The sequence below is a fragment of the Thaumasiovibrio subtropicus genome (assembly GCF_019703835.1).
Classification (GTDB): domain Bacteria; phylum Pseudomonadota; class Gammaproteobacteria; order Enterobacterales; family Vibrionaceae; genus Thaumasiovibrio; species Thaumasiovibrio subtropicus.
Genome location: NZ_AP023054.1, coordinates 1,295,838 through 1,312,410, shown reverse-complemented (window position 1 = coordinate 1,312,410; position 16,573 = coordinate 1,295,838). Strand labels below are relative to the sequence as shown.

At 46.3% G+C, this 16,573-nt stretch carries 16 protein-coding genes and 1 pseudogene; 4 read left to right on the top strand and 13 right to left on the bottom strand.

Translation table 11 applies throughout. The annotated features are described in order from the left end of the window. Positions 1-118 precede the first annotated feature (118 nt). Positions 119-2,857 (top strand): M16 family metallopeptidase, encoded by a 2,739-nt coding sequence (locus tag TSUB_RS06130; RefSeq protein WP_087017875.1) that lies wholly within the window; start codon positions 119-121, stop codon positions 2,855-2,857. Between the two features lie 154 nt (positions 2,858-3,011). Here the strand turns inward: TSUB_RS06130 and TSUB_RS06125 are convergent. The 3 genes and pseudogenes from TSUB_RS06125 to TSUB_RS06115 form a co-directional block, all read right to left on the bottom strand. Continuing rightward, positions 3,012-4,446 (bottom strand): annotated as a pseudogene (locus tag TSUB_RS06125) (IS1182 family transposase). 112 nt (positions 4,447-4,558) lie between these two features. Then, entirely contained in the window at positions 4,559-5,068 is a 510-nt protein-coding gene (locus tag TSUB_RS06120) for a DUF4234 domain-containing protein (RefSeq protein WP_221274567.1), read from the bottom strand. A gap of 257 nt (positions 5,069-5,325) precedes the next feature. Beyond that, positions 5,326-5,727: an NUDIX hydrolase gene (locus TSUB_RS06115; protein ID WP_087024039.1), complete on the bottom strand. Its 402-nt coding sequence runs from the start codon at positions 5,725-5,727 to the stop codon at positions 5,326-5,328. Between the two features lie 384 nt (positions 5,728-6,111). Between TSUB_RS06115 and TSUB_RS06110 the strand changes: the two genes are divergently transcribed. Further along, positions 6,112-6,978 (top strand): DMT family transporter, encoded by an 867-nt coding sequence (locus TSUB_RS06110; RefSeq protein WP_087024037.1) that lies wholly within the window; start codon positions 6,112-6,114, stop codon positions 6,976-6,978. A gap of 32 nt (positions 6,979-7,010) precedes the next feature. Here the strand turns inward: TSUB_RS06110 and TSUB_RS06105 are convergent, their stop codons facing one another. The 3 genes from TSUB_RS06105 to TSUB_RS06095 form a co-directional block, all read right to left on the bottom strand. Then, positions 7,011-7,553: a GNAT family N-acetyltransferase gene (locus tag TSUB_RS06105; protein WP_087024035.1), complete on the bottom strand. Its 543-nt coding sequence runs from the start codon at positions 7,551-7,553 to the stop codon at positions 7,011-7,013. Between the two features lie 50 nt (positions 7,554-7,603). Continuing rightward, complete coding sequence (locus TSUB_RS06100) at positions 7,604-7,885, bottom strand: hypothetical protein (protein WP_087024033.1); 282 nt, start codon at positions 7,883-7,885, stop codon at positions 7,604-7,606. A 207-nt stretch (positions 7,886-8,092) separates the two neighbouring features. Next, the gene (locus TSUB_RS06095; protein WP_221274566.1) at positions 8,093-8,971 is read right to left on the bottom strand and encodes a DMT family transporter; all 879 of its coding nucleotides are present in this window, start codon (positions 8,969-8,971) and stop codon (positions 8,093-8,095) included. 129 nt (positions 8,972-9,100) lie between these two features. On the opposite strand from TSUB_RS06095, the gene TSUB_RS06090 reads away from it, so the two are divergent. Beyond that, positions 9,101-10,009, top strand: a complete 909-nt coding sequence (locus TSUB_RS06090) for a LysR family transcriptional regulator (RefSeq protein WP_087024029.1) — start codon at positions 9,101-9,103, stop codon at positions 10,007-10,009. Positions 10,010-10,173: 164 nt separating this feature from the next. Here the strand turns inward: TSUB_RS06090 and TSUB_RS06085 are convergent, their stop codons facing one another. The 4 genes from TSUB_RS06085 to TSUB_RS06070 all read right to left on the bottom strand — a co-directional run bounded on the left by TSUB_RS06085 (position 10,174) and on the right by TSUB_RS06070 (position 14,703). After that, a complete protein-coding gene (locus TSUB_RS06085) occupies positions 10,174-10,698 on the bottom strand; it encodes a DinB family protein (RefSeq protein WP_087024027.1) in 525 nt (174 codons plus the stop codon). 231 nt (positions 10,699-10,929) lie between these two features. Continuing rightward, entirely contained in the window at positions 10,930-12,012 is a 1,083-nt protein-coding gene (gene serC / locus TSUB_RS06080; RefSeq protein ID WP_087024025.1) for a 3-phosphoserine/phosphohydroxythreonine transaminase, read from the bottom strand. Positions 12,013-12,196: 184 nt separating this feature from the next. Continuing rightward, entirely contained in the window at positions 12,197-13,399 is a 1,203-nt protein-coding gene (locus TSUB_RS06075) for an ammonium transporter (RefSeq protein ID WP_087024023.1), read from the bottom strand. 404 nt (positions 13,400-13,803) lie between these two features. Beyond that, positions 13,804-14,703, bottom strand: coding sequence for a LysR family transcriptional regulator (locus tag TSUB_RS06070; protein WP_087024020.1), 900 nt, complete (start codon positions 14,701-14,703; stop codon positions 13,804-13,806). 114 nt (positions 14,704-14,817) lie between these two features. On the opposite strand from TSUB_RS06070, the gene TSUB_RS06065 reads away from it, so the two are divergent. Continuing rightward, the gene (locus TSUB_RS06065; RefSeq protein WP_087024018.1) at positions 14,818-15,303 is read left to right on the top strand and encodes a GNAT family N-acetyltransferase; all 486 of its coding nucleotides are present in this window, start codon (positions 14,818-14,820) and stop codon (positions 15,301-15,303) included. Between the two features lie 131 nt (positions 15,304-15,434). Here the strand turns inward: TSUB_RS06065 and TSUB_RS06060 are convergent, their stop codons facing one another. The 3 genes from TSUB_RS06060 to TSUB_RS06050 form a co-directional block, all read right to left on the bottom strand. Next, entirely contained in the window at positions 15,435-15,824 is a 390-nt protein-coding gene (locus tag TSUB_RS06060) for a hypothetical protein (RefSeq protein ID WP_087024016.1), read from the bottom strand. 4 nt (positions 15,825-15,828) lie between these two features. After that, on the bottom strand, positions 15,829-16,218 hold the full coding sequence (locus TSUB_RS06055) for a zinc-ribbon domain-containing protein (protein ID WP_087024014.1): 390 nt from the start codon (positions 16,216-16,218) through the stop codon (positions 15,829-15,831). 63 nt (positions 16,219-16,281) lie between these two features. Beyond that, the gene (locus TSUB_RS06050; RefSeq protein ID WP_087024012.1) at positions 16,282-16,542 is read right to left on the bottom strand and encodes a hypothetical protein; all 261 of its coding nucleotides are present in this window, start codon (positions 16,540-16,542) and stop codon (positions 16,282-16,284) included. Positions 16,543-16,573 lie beyond the last annotated feature (31 nt).

Genomic DNA, 16,573 nt, shown 5'->3' with positions numbered 1-16,573 from the left:
CCGCAACTTAGATATTATTGCTTTCGGCCATCGCCCGACCTAGTGACAGAACAGACACAATACTTTTTTCCACATTTTGATGTCGACACCGTTTTGAGCACTAATCAGGGAGAAAACAATGAAAAAATGGCTAGGCCTTGGTGCCACTTTAGTCGTGCTATCGGGATGCGGTACTACCACGACTACACAATTCGAACCCGATCCGAACTGGGTTCAAGGTGAACTTTCAAACGGTTTGTCTTATCACCTCTATCAGAAAGAAGGCGATGCGGTTTCTGTACGCATGGTCGTACATGCTGGTAGCCTGCAAGAAACGTCTAATCAATACGGCTACGCACACTTCTTAGAACACATGGCATTTAATGGCTCTGAGCACTTCTCAGAGAATGATGTGATTCGCTTTTTCGAACAAGCAGGTGTGGCTTTTGGCCCTGACATCAACGCCTTTACCAGCTATGAGCACACTGTCTATCAACTTGAGTTGCCTAAAAACGAGCAGATAGACAAAGCCTTAATGTGGATGGCAGATATCGGCCATCGTTTGTCGCTGGAACCTGAGCAAATTGAAGCGGAGAAAGGCGTTGTACTTGGAGAAATCAGAGTCAGTCGTCCAGACCCCAAGCCTTTCGGCTTTCAAGCTTATGAGTACAGCATTAAAGACACCCCGTTTGAACATGCCGATCCACTCGGTTCCGTCAACAGTGTCAGCAATCTCGATAGAGGCCAGCTCGTTAGCTATTATCAAACATGGTACCAACCTCAGCTCACTGAGATCATCATCACTGGTGACATCGAGCCTACCGCGCTCAAGGCAAGCTTAGAAAAGCACTTTGCTGATTGGCAACGCGGTAACACAGCACTTCGTGCTAAAACGCCATTCGAACCGCAAGAGAAAAAAGGCCTCACCAGTACAACCACTGTCGGCGAGCTTCCATCGATGAGCGTTGCTTTTCTAGAAGGTCAATCTGGTCAAACTACCCTTGAAAAGCAGCAAGACGACTGGATGACTTACCTTAAAAATGAGCTTATTTATCAACGATTGAGTAATGACTTTCAGCTTGCTGGATTGCCCGTATCCCACCTAGGAACCGGCTCTCAAGTCATCGGTGATAAAGTGGCGAGCCATTATCAAGTCATTTACTCAGAAGGTGCGCGAGTCGATGCCCAACAGCAGTTCCTACTCACACTAGGGCAGCTTCGGGATCACGGCATTACCCAGTCTGAACTCGATGCTGTGCTCGGTAACTGGCGACGAAACCTCGACAATCACCAGCAAGATTTTGAACGCATGACAGCAGGACAACTTTCCTCTATGCGTGTGGAGCAAATTCTTGCAGAGCAGCCCACACAGCTTCCAAGCCAACGAGAAAAGAACCTTGCTGATTTTCTTGCCAAGATCAGTGTCAAAAAAGTCAACAGATCAATAAATGATGTGCTGTCTTCTAAGGGCACGTTCTTCAACGGTGGCGAAATGATGCGTGGCCTTGCGACCCCAAGCCAGCTTGCTAATCGTTATCATGTTGACACGGAGAAACCGCTCACGTTAACCACCAGCAGTGAGCTCCCACAACCGACAATGATTGGCGAGATCACCCAGCAACACCAAGATGAGTTTGGTTCAACGTATTGGACGTTAAGTAACGGTATCGAAGTGATGTACCGCCAATTACCTGAAGCGAACAATGAAGTGTTTATGGTGCTGTCGGCAGTTGGCGGTACTCACACCTTACCTTACGAGCTTCAACCTGCCAGTATCCTCTTCCCAGAAGTGATAGTGAGCAGCGGTGTCGGTCCAATGAACGGTGTCGAAACCGACCGCTTTGTGAGAAAGCAGGATCTCTTGTTAGAGCCATTTGTTCATCAAACTTACCACGGTGTCGAAGTTCACGCTGGCAAAAAACAACTCGCCGACGCGTTGAACTTACTGCATCAGGGGTTGGTTAATCCCAAGTTTGATGTAACCCAAATTGAACGCGTAAAACAAGCGCGTGCAAAAGAGTATGCCGTCTTCTTAGATAGCCCAATAGGTAAATCTCTGGCACAGATAGCGAACACCGTCTACGCCAATGATAAAAACTGGTCTTCACTTTATAACGCTGAAGATGTGACCCTAGTTGATGAAGCCAAGCTTCGAGAGGTCTACACGCGTTTGTTCCAAACCACGGACTTCAAACTCACCGTTGTAGGCAGTGCAGAGCCTGAAACCCTTGAGCCCCTGCTCAGAAAATACATCGCGTCTATCCCATTACAAGGCGATGTGGCTCCGCTGTCTAAGTGGCACTTAGACAGCGAGTATCCCGCTGAGCAATCACTTGCCGCCAACCCCGAAAACAAAACCGTTGTCATTATGGGCGCGGTATCAAAACGTAGCGAACCTCGCAGTGCACAAGATGTCTTTTTAGAGGATATGTTGTTGCGCGCAACGTCAGCACGTATGATCACCAACGTCCGCGAAACGCATAGCCTCGATTACAGCCCGGGAGTGGTATCCACTGGCGCCGATAGCAGTGGTGCGCATGTTTGGGAACTCTACAGTACCGTTGACCCAAGCAAAGAACAGCAAGTGAAATCCGTGATGGCAGAAACGATGGCGAGCTTGGCTGAAGGCTTTAGCCAAGAAGAGTTCGATGCGGTTGCATCTCAGCTCTCCGTCGCATTCAATGATCTACACAAAGATCCTATTCAATACACGTGGCAAGTTGCCCGTTACCGTCTCAATGGCTACGGCTATCAGCATCTGTTAGACGGTAAAGCCACTGTCGATAGTGTGAGTAAAGCAGACCTCAATGCGCTCGCCAATGAGGTTTTCGGTAGCGCGGCAAATCACTACACATTCAGTCTACAGCCTGAAAAGTAGTCGTCGGTATTCAAGTCTGCTCAATGATTTAAATAATGTCTTACCATAAAAAAAGAGCCTGCATCCGCAGGCTCTCAGATTGATGACGAACCCCGCTTTTTAAGCGGGGTTCTTTTTTGGAAGCGACCGTAGGTCGCGATCGCGATATTTTTTGCTATGTCGTGCGCAGAAGTTTCCGTTCATTACATAGGCATACAGAAGCAAGTATTTGCCTCATTTCTGCCATGTTTAAGCCTATTTTTCGGAGATAGTTCATCACCAGCGCTATCTTCTTGATGTTTTGGGCTGCCGCTGCCAACCAACATTGCATTTGCACATTGGCTAGACCGCGGAAGCGAGCATAACGATGACCGTGATGTTGCTTAGCGTCTGCAAAGCTACGTTCTACTGTTTCACTTCGACGTCTATAAGTCTTCTTGCCGTAGGAAGAGAGCCGCATTTGGTTTGCCCTCTCTACTGCGTCACTATAGATATGCCGTGTAATCACTTTCTTCATATTTCTGCTTTGAGTACAGTCATCCCTCATTGGACAGAACGCACATTCTTTGGGGGCTGAGTGGTATTCTCGATACGCATCGCGTGAGGTAGTTTTATAAAGCAACTCCTGACCATTCGGACATTGGTAGCTGTCTCTTTGCGCATCGTAAGTAAAGTGCTTCTTTTGAACGTATTTTTCGTTCTAGATGGACGTCGATAACCGAACACGCCAAGAATAGCTCGACGTTCAAGTGACTCCGCCACTGGAGCAGTAAAGTAGCCCGCATCCAGTCCAACAGCTATCGGGTTCAATTGGAATGTGGCAAGCGTGTAATCTAAGCGTTGAACGTAAGGCTGTGAGTCATTGATGTTACCCGCGGTGGTGTAGGTATCGAGAATAATTCCGTGTTGACCATCAACGGTTCGATGGTCGAGATAAAAGAAGCCTTGAGGCTTATTATCACGAGTCATGAAGCCACTCTCTGGGTCAGTGGTGCTGGTTTTAGTATTCTTTGTTTTTGGCTCTGACTCCCGAGCCTTAAGTGGCTTCTTACCTGCTTTTTCTCGGTCTAAAGCGACGTCTTCATCCAGCATATCAAGATAGGTACTGGCACGAACCGCCGTGACTTTATTGGTGTGTTTATTCTTGTTGGCGTTCGCTTTGAGATGAGTACTGTCCGTAAAGAGCTCTTGACCCGCGACCAAGCCTTTCGACATGGCTTGCTCTACGATATTGATAAAAATACGTTCGAATACATCCGTGCCATTAAAGCGACGAATGCGGTTCTGGCTGAGAGTAGAAGCGTGAATGACTTTCTCTGTTAATGACATCCGCAAGAACCAACGGTAAGCGACATTCACTTCAATCTCTTTGACGAGCTGACGCTCACTTTTATGCCAAAGATGTAGCCAAGTAAGATGATTTTGAAGAGGCGGACAGGGTCAACAGGTGGGCGTCCATTATCTTTACAGTAAAGATGAGCGACTTCATCTCGAATGAATTCGAAGTCGATAGCATTATCGATTTTACGCACTAAATGGTTTTTAGGAACTAACTGTTCCATCGTCACCATTTCCAGTTCGTATTGTTGCGGAGTAGGCTCTTGAAGCATAACGGAGTGTCCATATTTCGATACCCCTATTAGATCAAAGGTCTAGCTCGAAAGCTAGACCTTTGTCAGCAGTCTGAGAGCCTGCATCCGCAGGCTCTTTTCACAATCAACACTAGGCATCAAAGCTGAACTCTTGTTTTGCCTCCAACGCCTCACAAATACAGTTCAATTTATAGTTGAAATAAAAAGGAGAACAGAAAAGTGTCCATACTGAACTAAACCAATATGGGCTTCCCTCACTCAAGCTCAATTGCGTATTCATTATGTTTTTTACTTTAAAACACCAGATTAAAGTGACAATGCTAAAAACAAATGAAACCATGTCAGTCACCGCCTCCAACCTCACCCCCCTTTCCGGCTCAATAATCTCGTAAAAGAGAATAACGAGATCCAAGTAACCAAAGATTAGCAATATGTTTCCATATCTTTGTCCAACCGGATCCGGCATTAAGACCTTTCCGCCAACGCCCAGTAAAGTCTGGCGGTTAGATGAAATTGAATCAATTTTTCTTGATTGTTTCTTTACGTAATAACCAAAGTAGATACCCAAAGTGACAATGCTCAGAAAGAAGAGCTTCCATGTTCCAAGCGCTTTTAAACCCAGTACCTCTTCGCGATACACAAAATTTCTCCCTGCAGTGATTATTCCCACAAGCATGCATATAACAATAAACACCACAGAATGAAAAATTAATGCTACAGAAAAGAATGCTATTCTAGACGCATCTCGCAACACATAATGCACTATATGTCAGCACTTTACATGACTATCGCTTTTGACCCGAATAAGATCTCTCCTAAAAGAGCGTGGCGAATTCACTCACTCGCCACTAAGCAAACCAACGAATGGTTTACGTATCCATGATAATTGGTGCTTCTTTAGTTCAGTTTGCCTTGCGACTGCAACCACTCCACGGCAATCCATGCTGCTTTTGAGGTTATCGCTTCATCTTGCGACGAAAGATATCCCATCTCTTCGATTTCAGCTTCTGGCGACAAAGTCCCTTCGTAGTCCGCAAAGTAGCACGTTAATTGCACTTCTACCCCGTCCGCTTTGCCATCTGCTGGTCCCGTAAAGGTTCCCGCATAACGTATCGTCTCTGGTTGAAGGTCAACGTCCAACTCTTCATTGATTTCTCGGCAAAGCGCTTGCTCATCACTCTCACCGTCTTCTCGCTTGCCACCGGGCAGATAGAAAAGTGATTTCCCGATTGAACGTACCGCAAGCAACTCGCCATCTTTTAAATATAACCACGCCAGTTTATCAATTAACTTAGTCATTCCGACCTCAACTATTTATTCGCACTCTGTTTTTTAAAAGCACGCTATTTTATACTCAAACCACCTCAAGATGGAGAATTCAGAAGCGGCCTAGCGCGTCGAAGTCAAGGTAAAGATACCAAGGCAAAGGTGTGAAGGAATGGCTTCCCCCTTTTCAAACACCTTTAACGCAGAAATCGGGGCGCTAGTCGCTTCCCGAAGGGCGAGTTTTCTAGGCTCGCCACCGTCGTTACTGTTTTTTGATTTAGTCCACTAGATCTTCAAAACAGTGTCTTGTTGACAAGCCTAGAAACTCTCGCTGAACAAGCATCTTGAGGTGGTTTGAGTATATAAAGTTCTCAGCAAACTGCTAATATGAACCCCCAATCTAAACAGGGCTATACCATGTCTCCTGAACGTCGCGCCGATATCATCTTAATACTCACCACCATGTTGGCGGCGGCTGGGTGGGTATTTTCAAAGCAAACCATTCAAGGATTACCTCCCTTTGGTTTTATCGGCATGCGTTTCGTGCTGGCTTCCGCCTGCTTACTCCCCTTTTGTATAGGTAATTTTAAGCGGGTAACAAAACCCGATATTGGGAAAGCGATGGGGGTGGGTTGCGCCTTAGCGCTTGCATTACTGTCGTGGATTTATGCGGTCTCGATTAGCGACACCCTCGGTGAGGGCGCTTTTATTATGAGCCTCTCTATGTTGTTTGTCCCTCTCATTGCGTGGGGACTCTTCCAGCAGCAACCACCAAGGATATTTTGGTTCGCTCTCCCTATTGCGGTATTGGGGTTAGCGCTGCTGTCTGTTGGCGACGGCGACTGGCAACTGTCGATAAGTCAGATCGGCTTTTTGGTCGCTGCGGTGATGCTCGCGATTCACTTTAATCTCAATAGCAAATATGCGCGACGACTTCCAACCTTACTGCTCACCTGTCTACAACTTTTTGTCACGGGATGCTTTGGGCTGCTGGCTTCAGGACTCTTCGAAACCTTTCCTGACGATGTCGCGACGGATATTTGGGGCTGGTTCTTACTGAGTACCATTTTAGCAACCAGTTTACGTTACGTGATGCAAACAACAGGGCAAAAAGGCAGTGCGCCGACCAACGCGGCCATCATCATGATATTAGAACCCGTTTGGACAGTGTTGCTCAGTGTCACTACCTACAACGAAGCAATGCCAATAAATAAAATGATCGGCTGTGCGCTCATTTTGCTCTCGCTCGGTGTATTCCGCTTTAATCGCGTCTCGCATAGATAGGGATGAGACATAAACGCATCCTTTATCCCGGCTCAATGCGACACGACACTACGTGTTTTTAGATAGGTTTCTCGATCAATTTGGTAGATATCACAGCATGTCCCCAACACAGTTTGCTGATGGCTGAAGACTTCACCGAGTCGCTCCGCTAGCCGCTTTGATGCATGATTATCAGGATGAATAATACTAATCAACGCTTTCACGCCTAGTTCGTTGAACGCCCATGCCATGGCTGCGCTCGCGGCTTCTGAAGCGTAACCTTTGCCCCAATATGCGGGGTCGATTCCCCAACCTATTTCGGTTTGCGGCCACCCTTCTGGCTCTAACAAACCGACTCGACCAATGAATGCCCCATTGGCTTTCAATTCAACCGCCCAAAGTCCAAAGCCACGCAATACCCAATGGCCTGCCAACATCGCCATCACGCGCCAGCTCTCCTCAGGAGAAAGCGGTTTTCCCGCGCCGATATATCTAACGAAATCAGCATCTGCATTAAGTGCTGCGAGGCTCGTTGCATCGGATTGCTGCCAGCCCCGCAAACGCAATCGCTCTGTTTCAATGACTGGTACTTGCATACATCATCCACGTCTCAAAGTGCGCATCACAAATACGGTGTAGTCTACCTTCATCTTGCTTTACGCAGCGATCGTAAACTCTCACGCACAAAGGTGACTAAACCGCCTATGACAGTCGAGTTGTTATAGTCTTCGATAATATAGGTAAAATGAGATCGGTAATGTTCGATCGCTTCTTCAGGGGTGCTAGCTTCGATGACATTACCGTCGACTTCAAAGCCCGCCTCTAAAAGCTGCGCTTTCTCAGCGAGGAATGTCGATGAGCCCATATCAATATAGGTATACTGCTGGCGCTCTTTTCCTGGTATCGCGAAGAATTGATATTTTTTCATGCTGCTGCTCCTTGTTTATCAAACGTAATAACAAAGTGAGTATTAACAAGTGTTAGCGAGCAGAACGGAGTGAAATAGATTCACTGCGCTAGAGTCATCAATCTAACAACTCTCTTTGTTCATTTGCTTATCAATATGAACCATATGCGAAGAAAATCACATCAAACCTGAATTAACAAACATCGATAACTAATATTATAGACTCAGTTACCCTCTTACTCTTGCGACGGTGCGCATAGAAGCGCGTTTAAAATTAATTAAAAACACCCCTGACATCACCAAACACATACCAATCAGCTGAAATTGATTCGGCAAAGCACCTTGAAAGAGACTGATCAAAACAGCAAAGACAGGCATTAAATTCATCATCGATGATGATTTCTCTGGTCCAACAATTTGCGTTCCTTTAATCCAAATGTAAAAACCAATGACAGTACCAATCGCCGCCATAAAGAGAAAAATAAGACTATCCTTGGTCGTTATTTCAGATAAATGCTGCCAGCTCGTCTCCATAGCCAACGCGTAGAATATTATCGGTGCCGTTCCCGTTAATAGCGTCCACCTAAGCGTTTGCTCGACCGGAATACCTGCCATCCACTTTTTTATAAATACGGTATAAAAAGCGACAGTACAGAGCCCCAGTAAAATCAGCGTGTCACCAAACGAAGCCTGAATTTGGGTAAAATTCCCCCTAGACACAACAAAAATCACGCCTGACACACCGAGTAAAAGCCCTAGGATCTGCTGCCGGGACGGACGAAAGCGCAATACCACCATACTCAATAACATCGCCATCACAGGCAAGTTTGAAAGTATAATGGCCCCATTAACTTCTGTTGTGTAATCCATCGCAGCAAAGATAGCGATATTTTGTCCCGATATCCCCACAACACCTAATATCAACAACTGCCATTTCTGGTTAAACGTCAGAGGCACTGATTTTACCGGAACCAACTTTTGATAAAGTAACAGAATTAGGCACGCTAACGAAAAACGGATCGCAGCAGCTGTAGCAGGCTCTAGCCACGGAGAAAGCGCACGGATTAAACTAAAATGACTAGCCCAACAAAACACACAAAATAGCATCCCAAACCAAATAAACCGTATATTCACCATTCACTCCATCTAATGTGATATTTTAGAAAATCGAGCTTTCATGATAGAAATGGCTACATTCTATGTTAATGCCAGATTTTAAGAAGTGACTTCGCAAATATGAAAAGATATTCCCTTGATGATCTCGCTTTATTCGTCAACCTTTGCCAGTACAGTAGTTTAAGCGAAGCGTCACGTGAGATGGCGATCCCAGTCGCGACCTTAAGTCGGCGGCTAAAACAGCTCGAAGAGGCACTTGATCAAAAACTCATAGACCGCTCCTCAAAGCGTTTCGCATTAACGCCGGCTGGAAAACAATATTTAGAGAGCAGCGCACCACTGCTCACTCAACTACACAAAGTGCACACGCAAATTGAAACATGCCAAGCGCAACTTGAAGGCACTATTCTTGTCACCGCGCCGGTTAATCTCACCTCACTTTGGCTTAAGTACTGTATTTTGGCGTTCTCTCAACACCACCCTGAAATTCGAGTTCAACTGCATGTCGAAGACAACAAAATTGACCTGTATGAAAATGAAGTCGATATTGCTTTTCGAGTCGGAGACGCCGTGGCGCAAGACTGGGTAGCACGGCCATTATGGAAAACGCCTCTCAGCCTTTTTGCTTCCAAAGACTATCTAGGCCAGCACCCTGACATTACCGCTCCCAGTCAATTAGCTGACCACCGTCTCGTATCACATTATATTGACACGCGTTGGCTACTCACCCACCAAGAGACTGGCGAACGCTCAGAAACGGATGTTGAAGCCATATTTAACTGCAATGACTACACGTTAATTCTGGATGCAATCCAAGCCAATTTAGGTATTGGGCTACTGCCACCCTATTATGCCAACCGCGCTCACGTCGAACTCATACCGGTATTACCCGAGTGGCACACTGAAGTAAGAGAAATTAAGATGATGTATCGGCAGAGAAAGAACAAACCTGCACGAATTCAAGCATTTATAGACCACGTTTTAGCATGGCATCAAGCGCAACCCTTGCTAGGTTATATGCCACATTAATCTAAATTTACTGATCAGGGCTGATCCTCAGACGGTGTCAAACGCCCTGATTCGCTGACACGCCAATAAACACCACTTTCAACGCTAAAAGTAAGTCATGGCTAGACAACACCATTCTCACATTGGTAGATAAACGGGTGATAGTGGTGGAAGCTGAATAGGCTTTAGCGCCTTATTAAGGCCAAAAGGTCGGTACAATAACTGCTATCTCCCCATTGGCTCATTAGCGTTGTCACCTGGCCTCGGTGATGCGTTTGATGATTAAAAAAGTGCATCAGAACCTGTGAGAACGGTTCGACAAATAGATTTCCCCCACTATTGGTGTAAGTCAATGTTTGCTCAAACTGACTCTCTTCAATACTGGTCACCCATTCAACAATTAGCGCATCAAGGGGCTCTCGCGCGATCTGCAAGCAGTCCAATGAGGTAAAAAGGTGGTCAAGATTACTACTTGGAACTGGGTATTGTGCCAGTTTATCGGCGAGGTCAACGCGAGAATTCGCATTTGCTAATCGCTCCAACCACATTAAATCACAAGTAAAAATATGGCTTAACGTATGAAAAGCTGAACCGAAAAACGCATGCCTATCATCATATACTTGTGACTCGTTGGCATCCTGAAGTGCCGTGAACAAGTTTCGATTCATCCACTGGTTGTACTCTGCAAGTAAAACAAATGTACTTTTCATTCTTTTCTCCTAAGCCTTTACACTCAAGCGACGTTTAATCACATTGAGTCGCGACGAATCCCCATCCAAGCACGTTTTACTCAGCACAAGTGGTCAGCGGATTGCGACAAGCACCCTCATTGTAAAACCTACCTCAAACGATTCATGACATCCGTTATATTTTGTTAACAACGTCCAATCAAAAAAGAGGCCAAGCGGCCTCTTCAACGAATTGAGCATAATAGCGATGGATTAAGCATGCTGCTTAGCAAACGCGTCCATAAAGCTCACTAAGGCTTCAACCCCTTCTTTTGGCATGGCGTTATAAATAGAAGCACGCATACCACCAACGGCTCTATGGCCTTTTAATGCACGCAGCCCTTTCGCTTCTGCCTGCTCCAAAAATAGGGCATCTAGCTCAGGTTTTGCCAATTGGAACGGGACATTCATCAGTGATCGGTTATCGGCATGGACATCATTGCGATAAAAGTCTGAACTATCGATGTAGTCATATAGCAGTGCCGCTTTGGTTTCGTTATGCGCTTGCATCCCTTCCACGCCACCTTGAGACTTCAACCACTCAAACACTTGACCAGCCACATACCAAGCAAATGTCGGTGGAGTGTTATACATCGACTCTTTCTCGAAAAGTACTTTGTAATTAAACACACTCGGCAGCGTCTCTGTCGCCAGTTCAAGCAAGTCATCACGCACAATAACGATGGTCAAACCTGCTGGGCCAATATTTTTCTGCGCACCCGCGTAAATCACACCGTACTTACTCACATCAAGTGGGCGTGATAAGAAGGTAGAAGACATGTCCGCGACAATCGGCTTATCGGTGTCAGGCAGGTCACGAATTTCTACGCCATCAATCGTCTCATTTGGACAAAAATGCACGTAAGCCGCGTCTTCAGCAATCGGCCATTCAGATGCCGGTAAAATCGCCTTCTTACCATCACGTTCACAGGTGATATCAGCAACATGAGGCTCGCAATAACGCTTGGCTTCCGCGACCGCACTCTGCGCCCAGTAACCACCATCCATATACGAAGCCACTGTCTTATCACCGAGCAAGTTCATTGGCACTGCGGCAAATTGCGCGCGCGCACCACCCTGACAAAACAATACTTTGTAGTTATCTGGAATTGAGAGAAGCTCGCGCAGATCGGACTCTGCTTTCTCTGCAACCGCAAGGAATGGTTTTCCACGATGGCTCACTTCCATCACGGACGTACCGAGATCGTTCCAGTTGGTGAGTTCTTGTTGGACTTTTGCCATCACTGGCTGCGGTAACATTGCTGGTCCCGCGCTAAAATTGAACACCTTCTCCATGATTGGCGACTGCTCCTGCGCTTAATAGTGTGATCATAATCCTTGATTTAACACTGAGCTAACGCAAAAAGAAACCCTCTTTGATGACTTTTTTGCAATAAAAAACAGCTCTCTATCAATAAAGAGCTGTTTTAGAAGCGCTATTTACGCAAACGTTTGCCTTGTGCAATTTCGTTGCTGTTTACTACTTATCCATACTTGTTGCACCGATGCGGTGAATAGAGACATCGGCTCCCAGGTACTCCTGCTCTTCATCTAAACGGAGTGGCATCAACTTCGCGATAACGCCATAAACCACCATCCCGCCCATCAAAGCAACTGCCACGCCAGCCACAGTACCAATCACCTGCGCAGTGAGACTCACTCCACCGAGGCCGCCCAAAGCAGGTAAACCAAAGATACCCGCCGCGATACCGCCCCAAACACCGCATAACCCATGCAGTGGCCATACACCAAGGACATCATCAATCTTTGGACTACGTTGTAGATAAGTAAATACCCAAACAAACAGCGCTCCTGCCACACCGCCAACGACGAACGCGCCAATCGGATGAAATAGATCGGAACCCGCACACACCGCGACTAACCCTGCCAATGGACCATTATGGATAAATCCGGGGTCATTTTTGCCCACAAACAGGGCGATAACAGTACCGCCGACCATGGCAGCCAGTGAGTTCACCGCAACAAGACCGCTGATACCATCCAATGTTTGTGCTGACATCACGTTAAAACCAAACCAGCCGACGGTGAGTACCCACGCCCCTAACGCAAGAAAAGGAATGTTCGACGGCGCAAAGGCTATACCCGGTTTTCGACCTCGACGAGCGCCCAGCAAATAGATGGCGACAAGAGCTAACCATCCCCCCATGCCGTGAACAACAACAGAGCCCGCAAAATCATGGAATCCGTAACCAAAGCTTGCTTCTAGCCAAGCTTGAAAACCAAAGTTGCCATTCCAAATGACGCCTTCAAAAAAGGGATAGACAAACGCGACCAATAAGGCAGAGGCAAGGAGAAACGGCTTAAACTGGCCCCGCTCGGCAATGCCTCCAGAGACAATAGCAGGTATCGCCGCCGCAAAAGTCAACAGAAAGAAGAACTTCACTAAATCATAGCCATTGTTTTCTGCAAGAGTTTCCGCATTGACGAAGAAGTGACTACCATAGGCAATTTGATAACCGATAACAAAGTAAGCGATGGCAGAAAAGCCAAAGTCTGCAATGATTTTCACCAAGGCATTAACCTGATTTTTATGTCGGACCGTACCGACCTCCAAGAAGGCAAAGCCAGCATGCATTGCCAGCACCATAATGGCACCAAGTAAAATAAAGAGAGTGTCGGCACTTTGCGCGATTACAGAGATTGCCTGAGAAATGTTATCCATACGTCTGTCCTTCGATGAACCAATCAGTGTTATCGATGCGCTATTTTGGTGATCTCGTTTTGGTTTGCGCATGCGACTCTTCTCAGATAAAGCAAAGGCTATTCCCAACTTTGCAGCGCTGTAAAACTTTGAAAAGATCAACCAATAGGAAAGTTGTTTAGTAGTGAATGTGACTTTCAAGACAGCAAGTATCTGGCGTTATCTATCGGCCTCTTGGTGGGTTTGAATTTTCGATGCCCCATGGTTCGCACCAAATAAGTGCGCACGATCAACCATCGTGCACCACAGTTAGGCACTCATTGCGCAATAAGGGCACATCGCGCATAAACAGTGCCAATCCATTTCAACGACACGAATCATGACAAAGAACTAGGAACTAGGAACTAGGAACTAGGAACTAGGAACTAGAGATAAAAAGCACGAAATTGCTCAATAAACCAGGTCATCTTCGGGGAACTGCGATACAACTTGTGCCAATAGAGCTGGAGACGATAGTCAGGCACCACTAACGGTAACTCAGAGAAGGCAAGCGGAATTTGTTGCTTTATCATCTCGGCATAGGCGGCAGGGACTGACAATAGATACGGAGATCCCGGCAAAAAGTGAGGGGCACCCAAGACACTTGCCATTTTTAACCCGACTTGTCGTTTCTTTTTCGCCTTCGCCAACGCCAAATCAACGATACCTCGAGATTCATTCCAAGGTGTAACCAGAATATGGGGAAACGAAAGAAATGCGTCTAACGAGACCTCACCTTGAAGCGGATGCGCCGCACAACGACCGCACACGTATCTATCTTCGAACCAAACAAGCGTTTCTAAGGCCTCGCTCATCTCTTCTTGATGAGAGAAGCCAGCAACAAAATCTAGCTCACCTGCGGCTAAGGCTTGCTCAGGTAAGCGTTCTTCCAGCTGTTTAAAAACAACGTGAATAGCAGGGTAATGTTCACTCATCCATGCCACGAATTTACGCATACTCCACGCCGTATAATCCGTAACGGCAATATGAAAGGTATGGCTATCTAATGGAGTAAATGAATCTGAATAATGGAGTGCTTCCGCCAAGGTATTTAAACTTGGAATCACTTGATCCGCGAGGTGTTGCGCGTATGCGGTCGGCAACATCTTATTGTCGACTCGAATAAAGAGGTCATCGCCCAATCGCTCTCTTAGCCGTGTTAAAGCATGGCTGCAAGCAGATTGACTTAACTTCAGTTGCTCAGCCGTTTGGGTTACCGACGCCGTTTGATAGAGACTCGCAAACAGCTTTAACAGATTCAGATCGATGTTAGGAAACTCTGCCATCCTTGCCCTCTAATGCACTCTATTCATAGACAGATTGCAATCTATGCACTTCATTCATTTAACAAGGCAGTTTACACTGGCTCCATTCGTAGTCAATCAAGGAAGTAGTCGCAGATGACACTGCAAATCCGAAAAGCAACCCGTGCTGATGCACCGACCATTCTCCATTTCATACAAGAACTGGCAACATTTGAAAAAGAGCCAAATGCCGTCGTCAATAGCGTTGAAGAAATTGAAAACAAACTCTTCGGCGATGATGTCCATGCCCATGCCATCATTTGCGAATATGAGGGCGAGGCGATCGGCTTTGCGGTCTATTTCTTTAATTACTCCACTTGGGTTGGAAAATATGGTCTCTATTTAGAGGATCTTTACGTCACAACAGAAAAACGCGGGTTAGGAGCAGGTAAATTCATCATGCGCCACCTCGCGCAAATTGCTGTCGCCAAAGACTGTGGGCGCTTTGAGTGGGTTGTGCTCGACTGGAATGAAAAAGCAATGGATTTTTATCATTCCATCGGCGCAGAAGCACAGCGTGAATGGGTGGTTTACCGAATGACGGGAGATAAAATCCAAGCCTTTGCGGAGGGTGTCGAGTAATACCAACCCCCGAGTCTTTTTCGAAGCTTGGGGGATAGTTCGTCAACAACGCCGATATACACATGCCATTCTTGACCCTGCCCTCGCTTTGCATCCTGCAGTTTAAGGTCACTTGAGTATCTAGCGTGATTCTAGTCAGTTCTACCTGTTAATACTTCCCGCCATCGCCATTCAAAGCCTGCGAGAAAACAGACAAATAACGCCTCGCCCGTCACAAATAAAAAGCCCCAAATACTGATCATTTCTCGATAGTAAACGAGTATGACCACACAGATAACCGACCACAGGAGATTACCAAACACCAGCAACTGAATAGCTGCTAAACTGGGGCTCCGGCGATAAGCGAGAGAGAGCGAATAAGCCGCGTAACTCAAATTAGCAACAACAAGCACGTAAATAACAGCGAGCGGTAAACGGTAGAGACCTTCGAGCCACTCGCTCAATATCAATACCAACAAACCCGCCGTCATTGCAGCAATGCCATCTACCCAAAGTATGTTTTTTTGCAGCGTTTGAATCAATTCATCACCCTTTTAACGCGGTCTTTTTAGCGACACCTTCCAAATGCACTCTCCGAGCTTCCGATTTACGAAGCTGCTCTTTCTTGCGGCAGCGTCTACACCGAATCGCGATAGAATCAATCGAGCCTTTGGCGATTTCGTACCACCATTTTTGTTGCTTTGCCGTCCACAATTCATGACTACCACAATCTTTGCAAGTAAAAGGCCGATCGACATAAAACAACGGCATACTTGTGTAAGCAGCGCGGGCATTATGCTGCAATGCTTCTAGGTTCGCCATCACCGCATTGGCAGGCTTGCAGCGCAAATCGAAGCGATTTATCCCTTTGTTCAATTTCGCTTTCGCTCTACGCCGCTCTTTAATTTCAACTCTGCGCTGCTTGCCACTCTTCATAGTAATAACTCGCTATCATACCGCCCAGTTAATTTCATTGACGATAGTGGTTGTGTTTTACTTTTATCCTATAGGCTCAATATCGGTAGGAAACGCGCTTACCGCTTCCCATTGCGCTTCTGAAACGTCATCCTCAATGTCTCTCGTGTTCCACGCTCGGTTTAAATGCGCGTAGATATGAGCAATATGCACGGTATACTCTTCTATCTCTATTTTTTCTTCTTTCACCATTTTAGAGATAAGTTCGCCTAAATGTTCATGCGCATCCTCTAGCTCACCCATTAATAGAGCCCACTCAACAGGGTTACCTTTATAACTGATCATTTTCCTTCTACTTTCGCCGAATAAAAACCTT

What these genes read in the sequence shown, in the direction of transcription:
- TSUB_RS06095 (WP_221274566.1), bottom strand. Translation starts at nt 8,971, where the DNA reads ATGCTATTTTGTGTGTTTTGTTGGGCTAGTCATTTTAGTTTAATCCGT.
- TSUB_RS06050 (WP_087024012.1), bottom strand. Translation starts at nt 16,542, where the DNA reads ATGATCAGTTATAAAGGTAACCCTGTTGAGTGGGCTCTATTAATGGGT.
- TSUB_RS06100 (WP_087024033.1), bottom strand. Translation starts at nt 7,885, where the DNA reads ATGAAAAAATATCAATTCTTCGCGATACCAGGAAAAGAGCGCCAGCAG.
- TSUB_RS06065 (WP_087024018.1), top strand. Translation starts at nt 14,818, where the DNA reads ATGACACTGCAAATCCGAAAAGCAACCCGTGCTGATGCACCGACCATT.
- TSUB_RS06075 (WP_087024023.1), bottom strand. Translation starts at nt 13,399, where the DNA reads ATGGATAACATTTCTCAGGCAATCTCTGTAATCGCGCAAAGTGCCGAC.
- TSUB_RS06085 (WP_087024027.1), bottom strand. Translation starts at nt 10,698, where the DNA reads ATGAAAAGTACATTTGTTTTACTTGCAGAGTACAACCAGTGGATGAAT.
- TSUB_RS06110 (WP_087024037.1), top strand. Translation starts at nt 6,112, where the DNA reads ATGTCTCCTGAACGTCGCGCCGATATCATCTTAATACTCACCACCATG.
- serC (WP_087024025.1), bottom strand. Translation starts at nt 12,012, where the DNA reads ATGGAGAAGGTGTTCAATTTTAGCGCGGGACCAGCAATGTTACCGCAG.
- TSUB_RS06130 (WP_087017875.1), top strand. Translation starts at nt 119, where the DNA reads ATGAAAAAATGGCTAGGCCTTGGTGCCACTTTAGTCGTGCTATCGGGA.
- TSUB_RS06070 (WP_087024020.1), bottom strand. Translation starts at nt 14,703, where the DNA reads ATGGCAGAGTTTCCTAACATCGATCTGAATCTGTTAAAGCTGTTTGCG.
- TSUB_RS06055 (WP_087024014.1), bottom strand. Translation starts at nt 16,218, where the DNA reads ATGAAGAGTGGCAAGCAGCGCAGAGTTGAAATTAAAGAGCGGCGTAGA.
- TSUB_RS06105 (WP_087024035.1), bottom strand. Translation starts at nt 7,553, where the DNA reads ATGCAAGTACCAGTCATTGAAACAGAGCGATTGCGTTTGCGGGGCTGG.
- TSUB_RS06090 (WP_087024029.1), top strand. Translation starts at nt 9,101, where the DNA reads ATGAAAAGATATTCCCTTGATGATCTCGCTTTATTCGTCAACCTTTGC.
- TSUB_RS06115 (WP_087024039.1), bottom strand. Translation starts at nt 5,727, where the DNA reads ATGACTAAGTTAATTGATAAACTGGCGTGGTTATATTTAAAAGATGGC.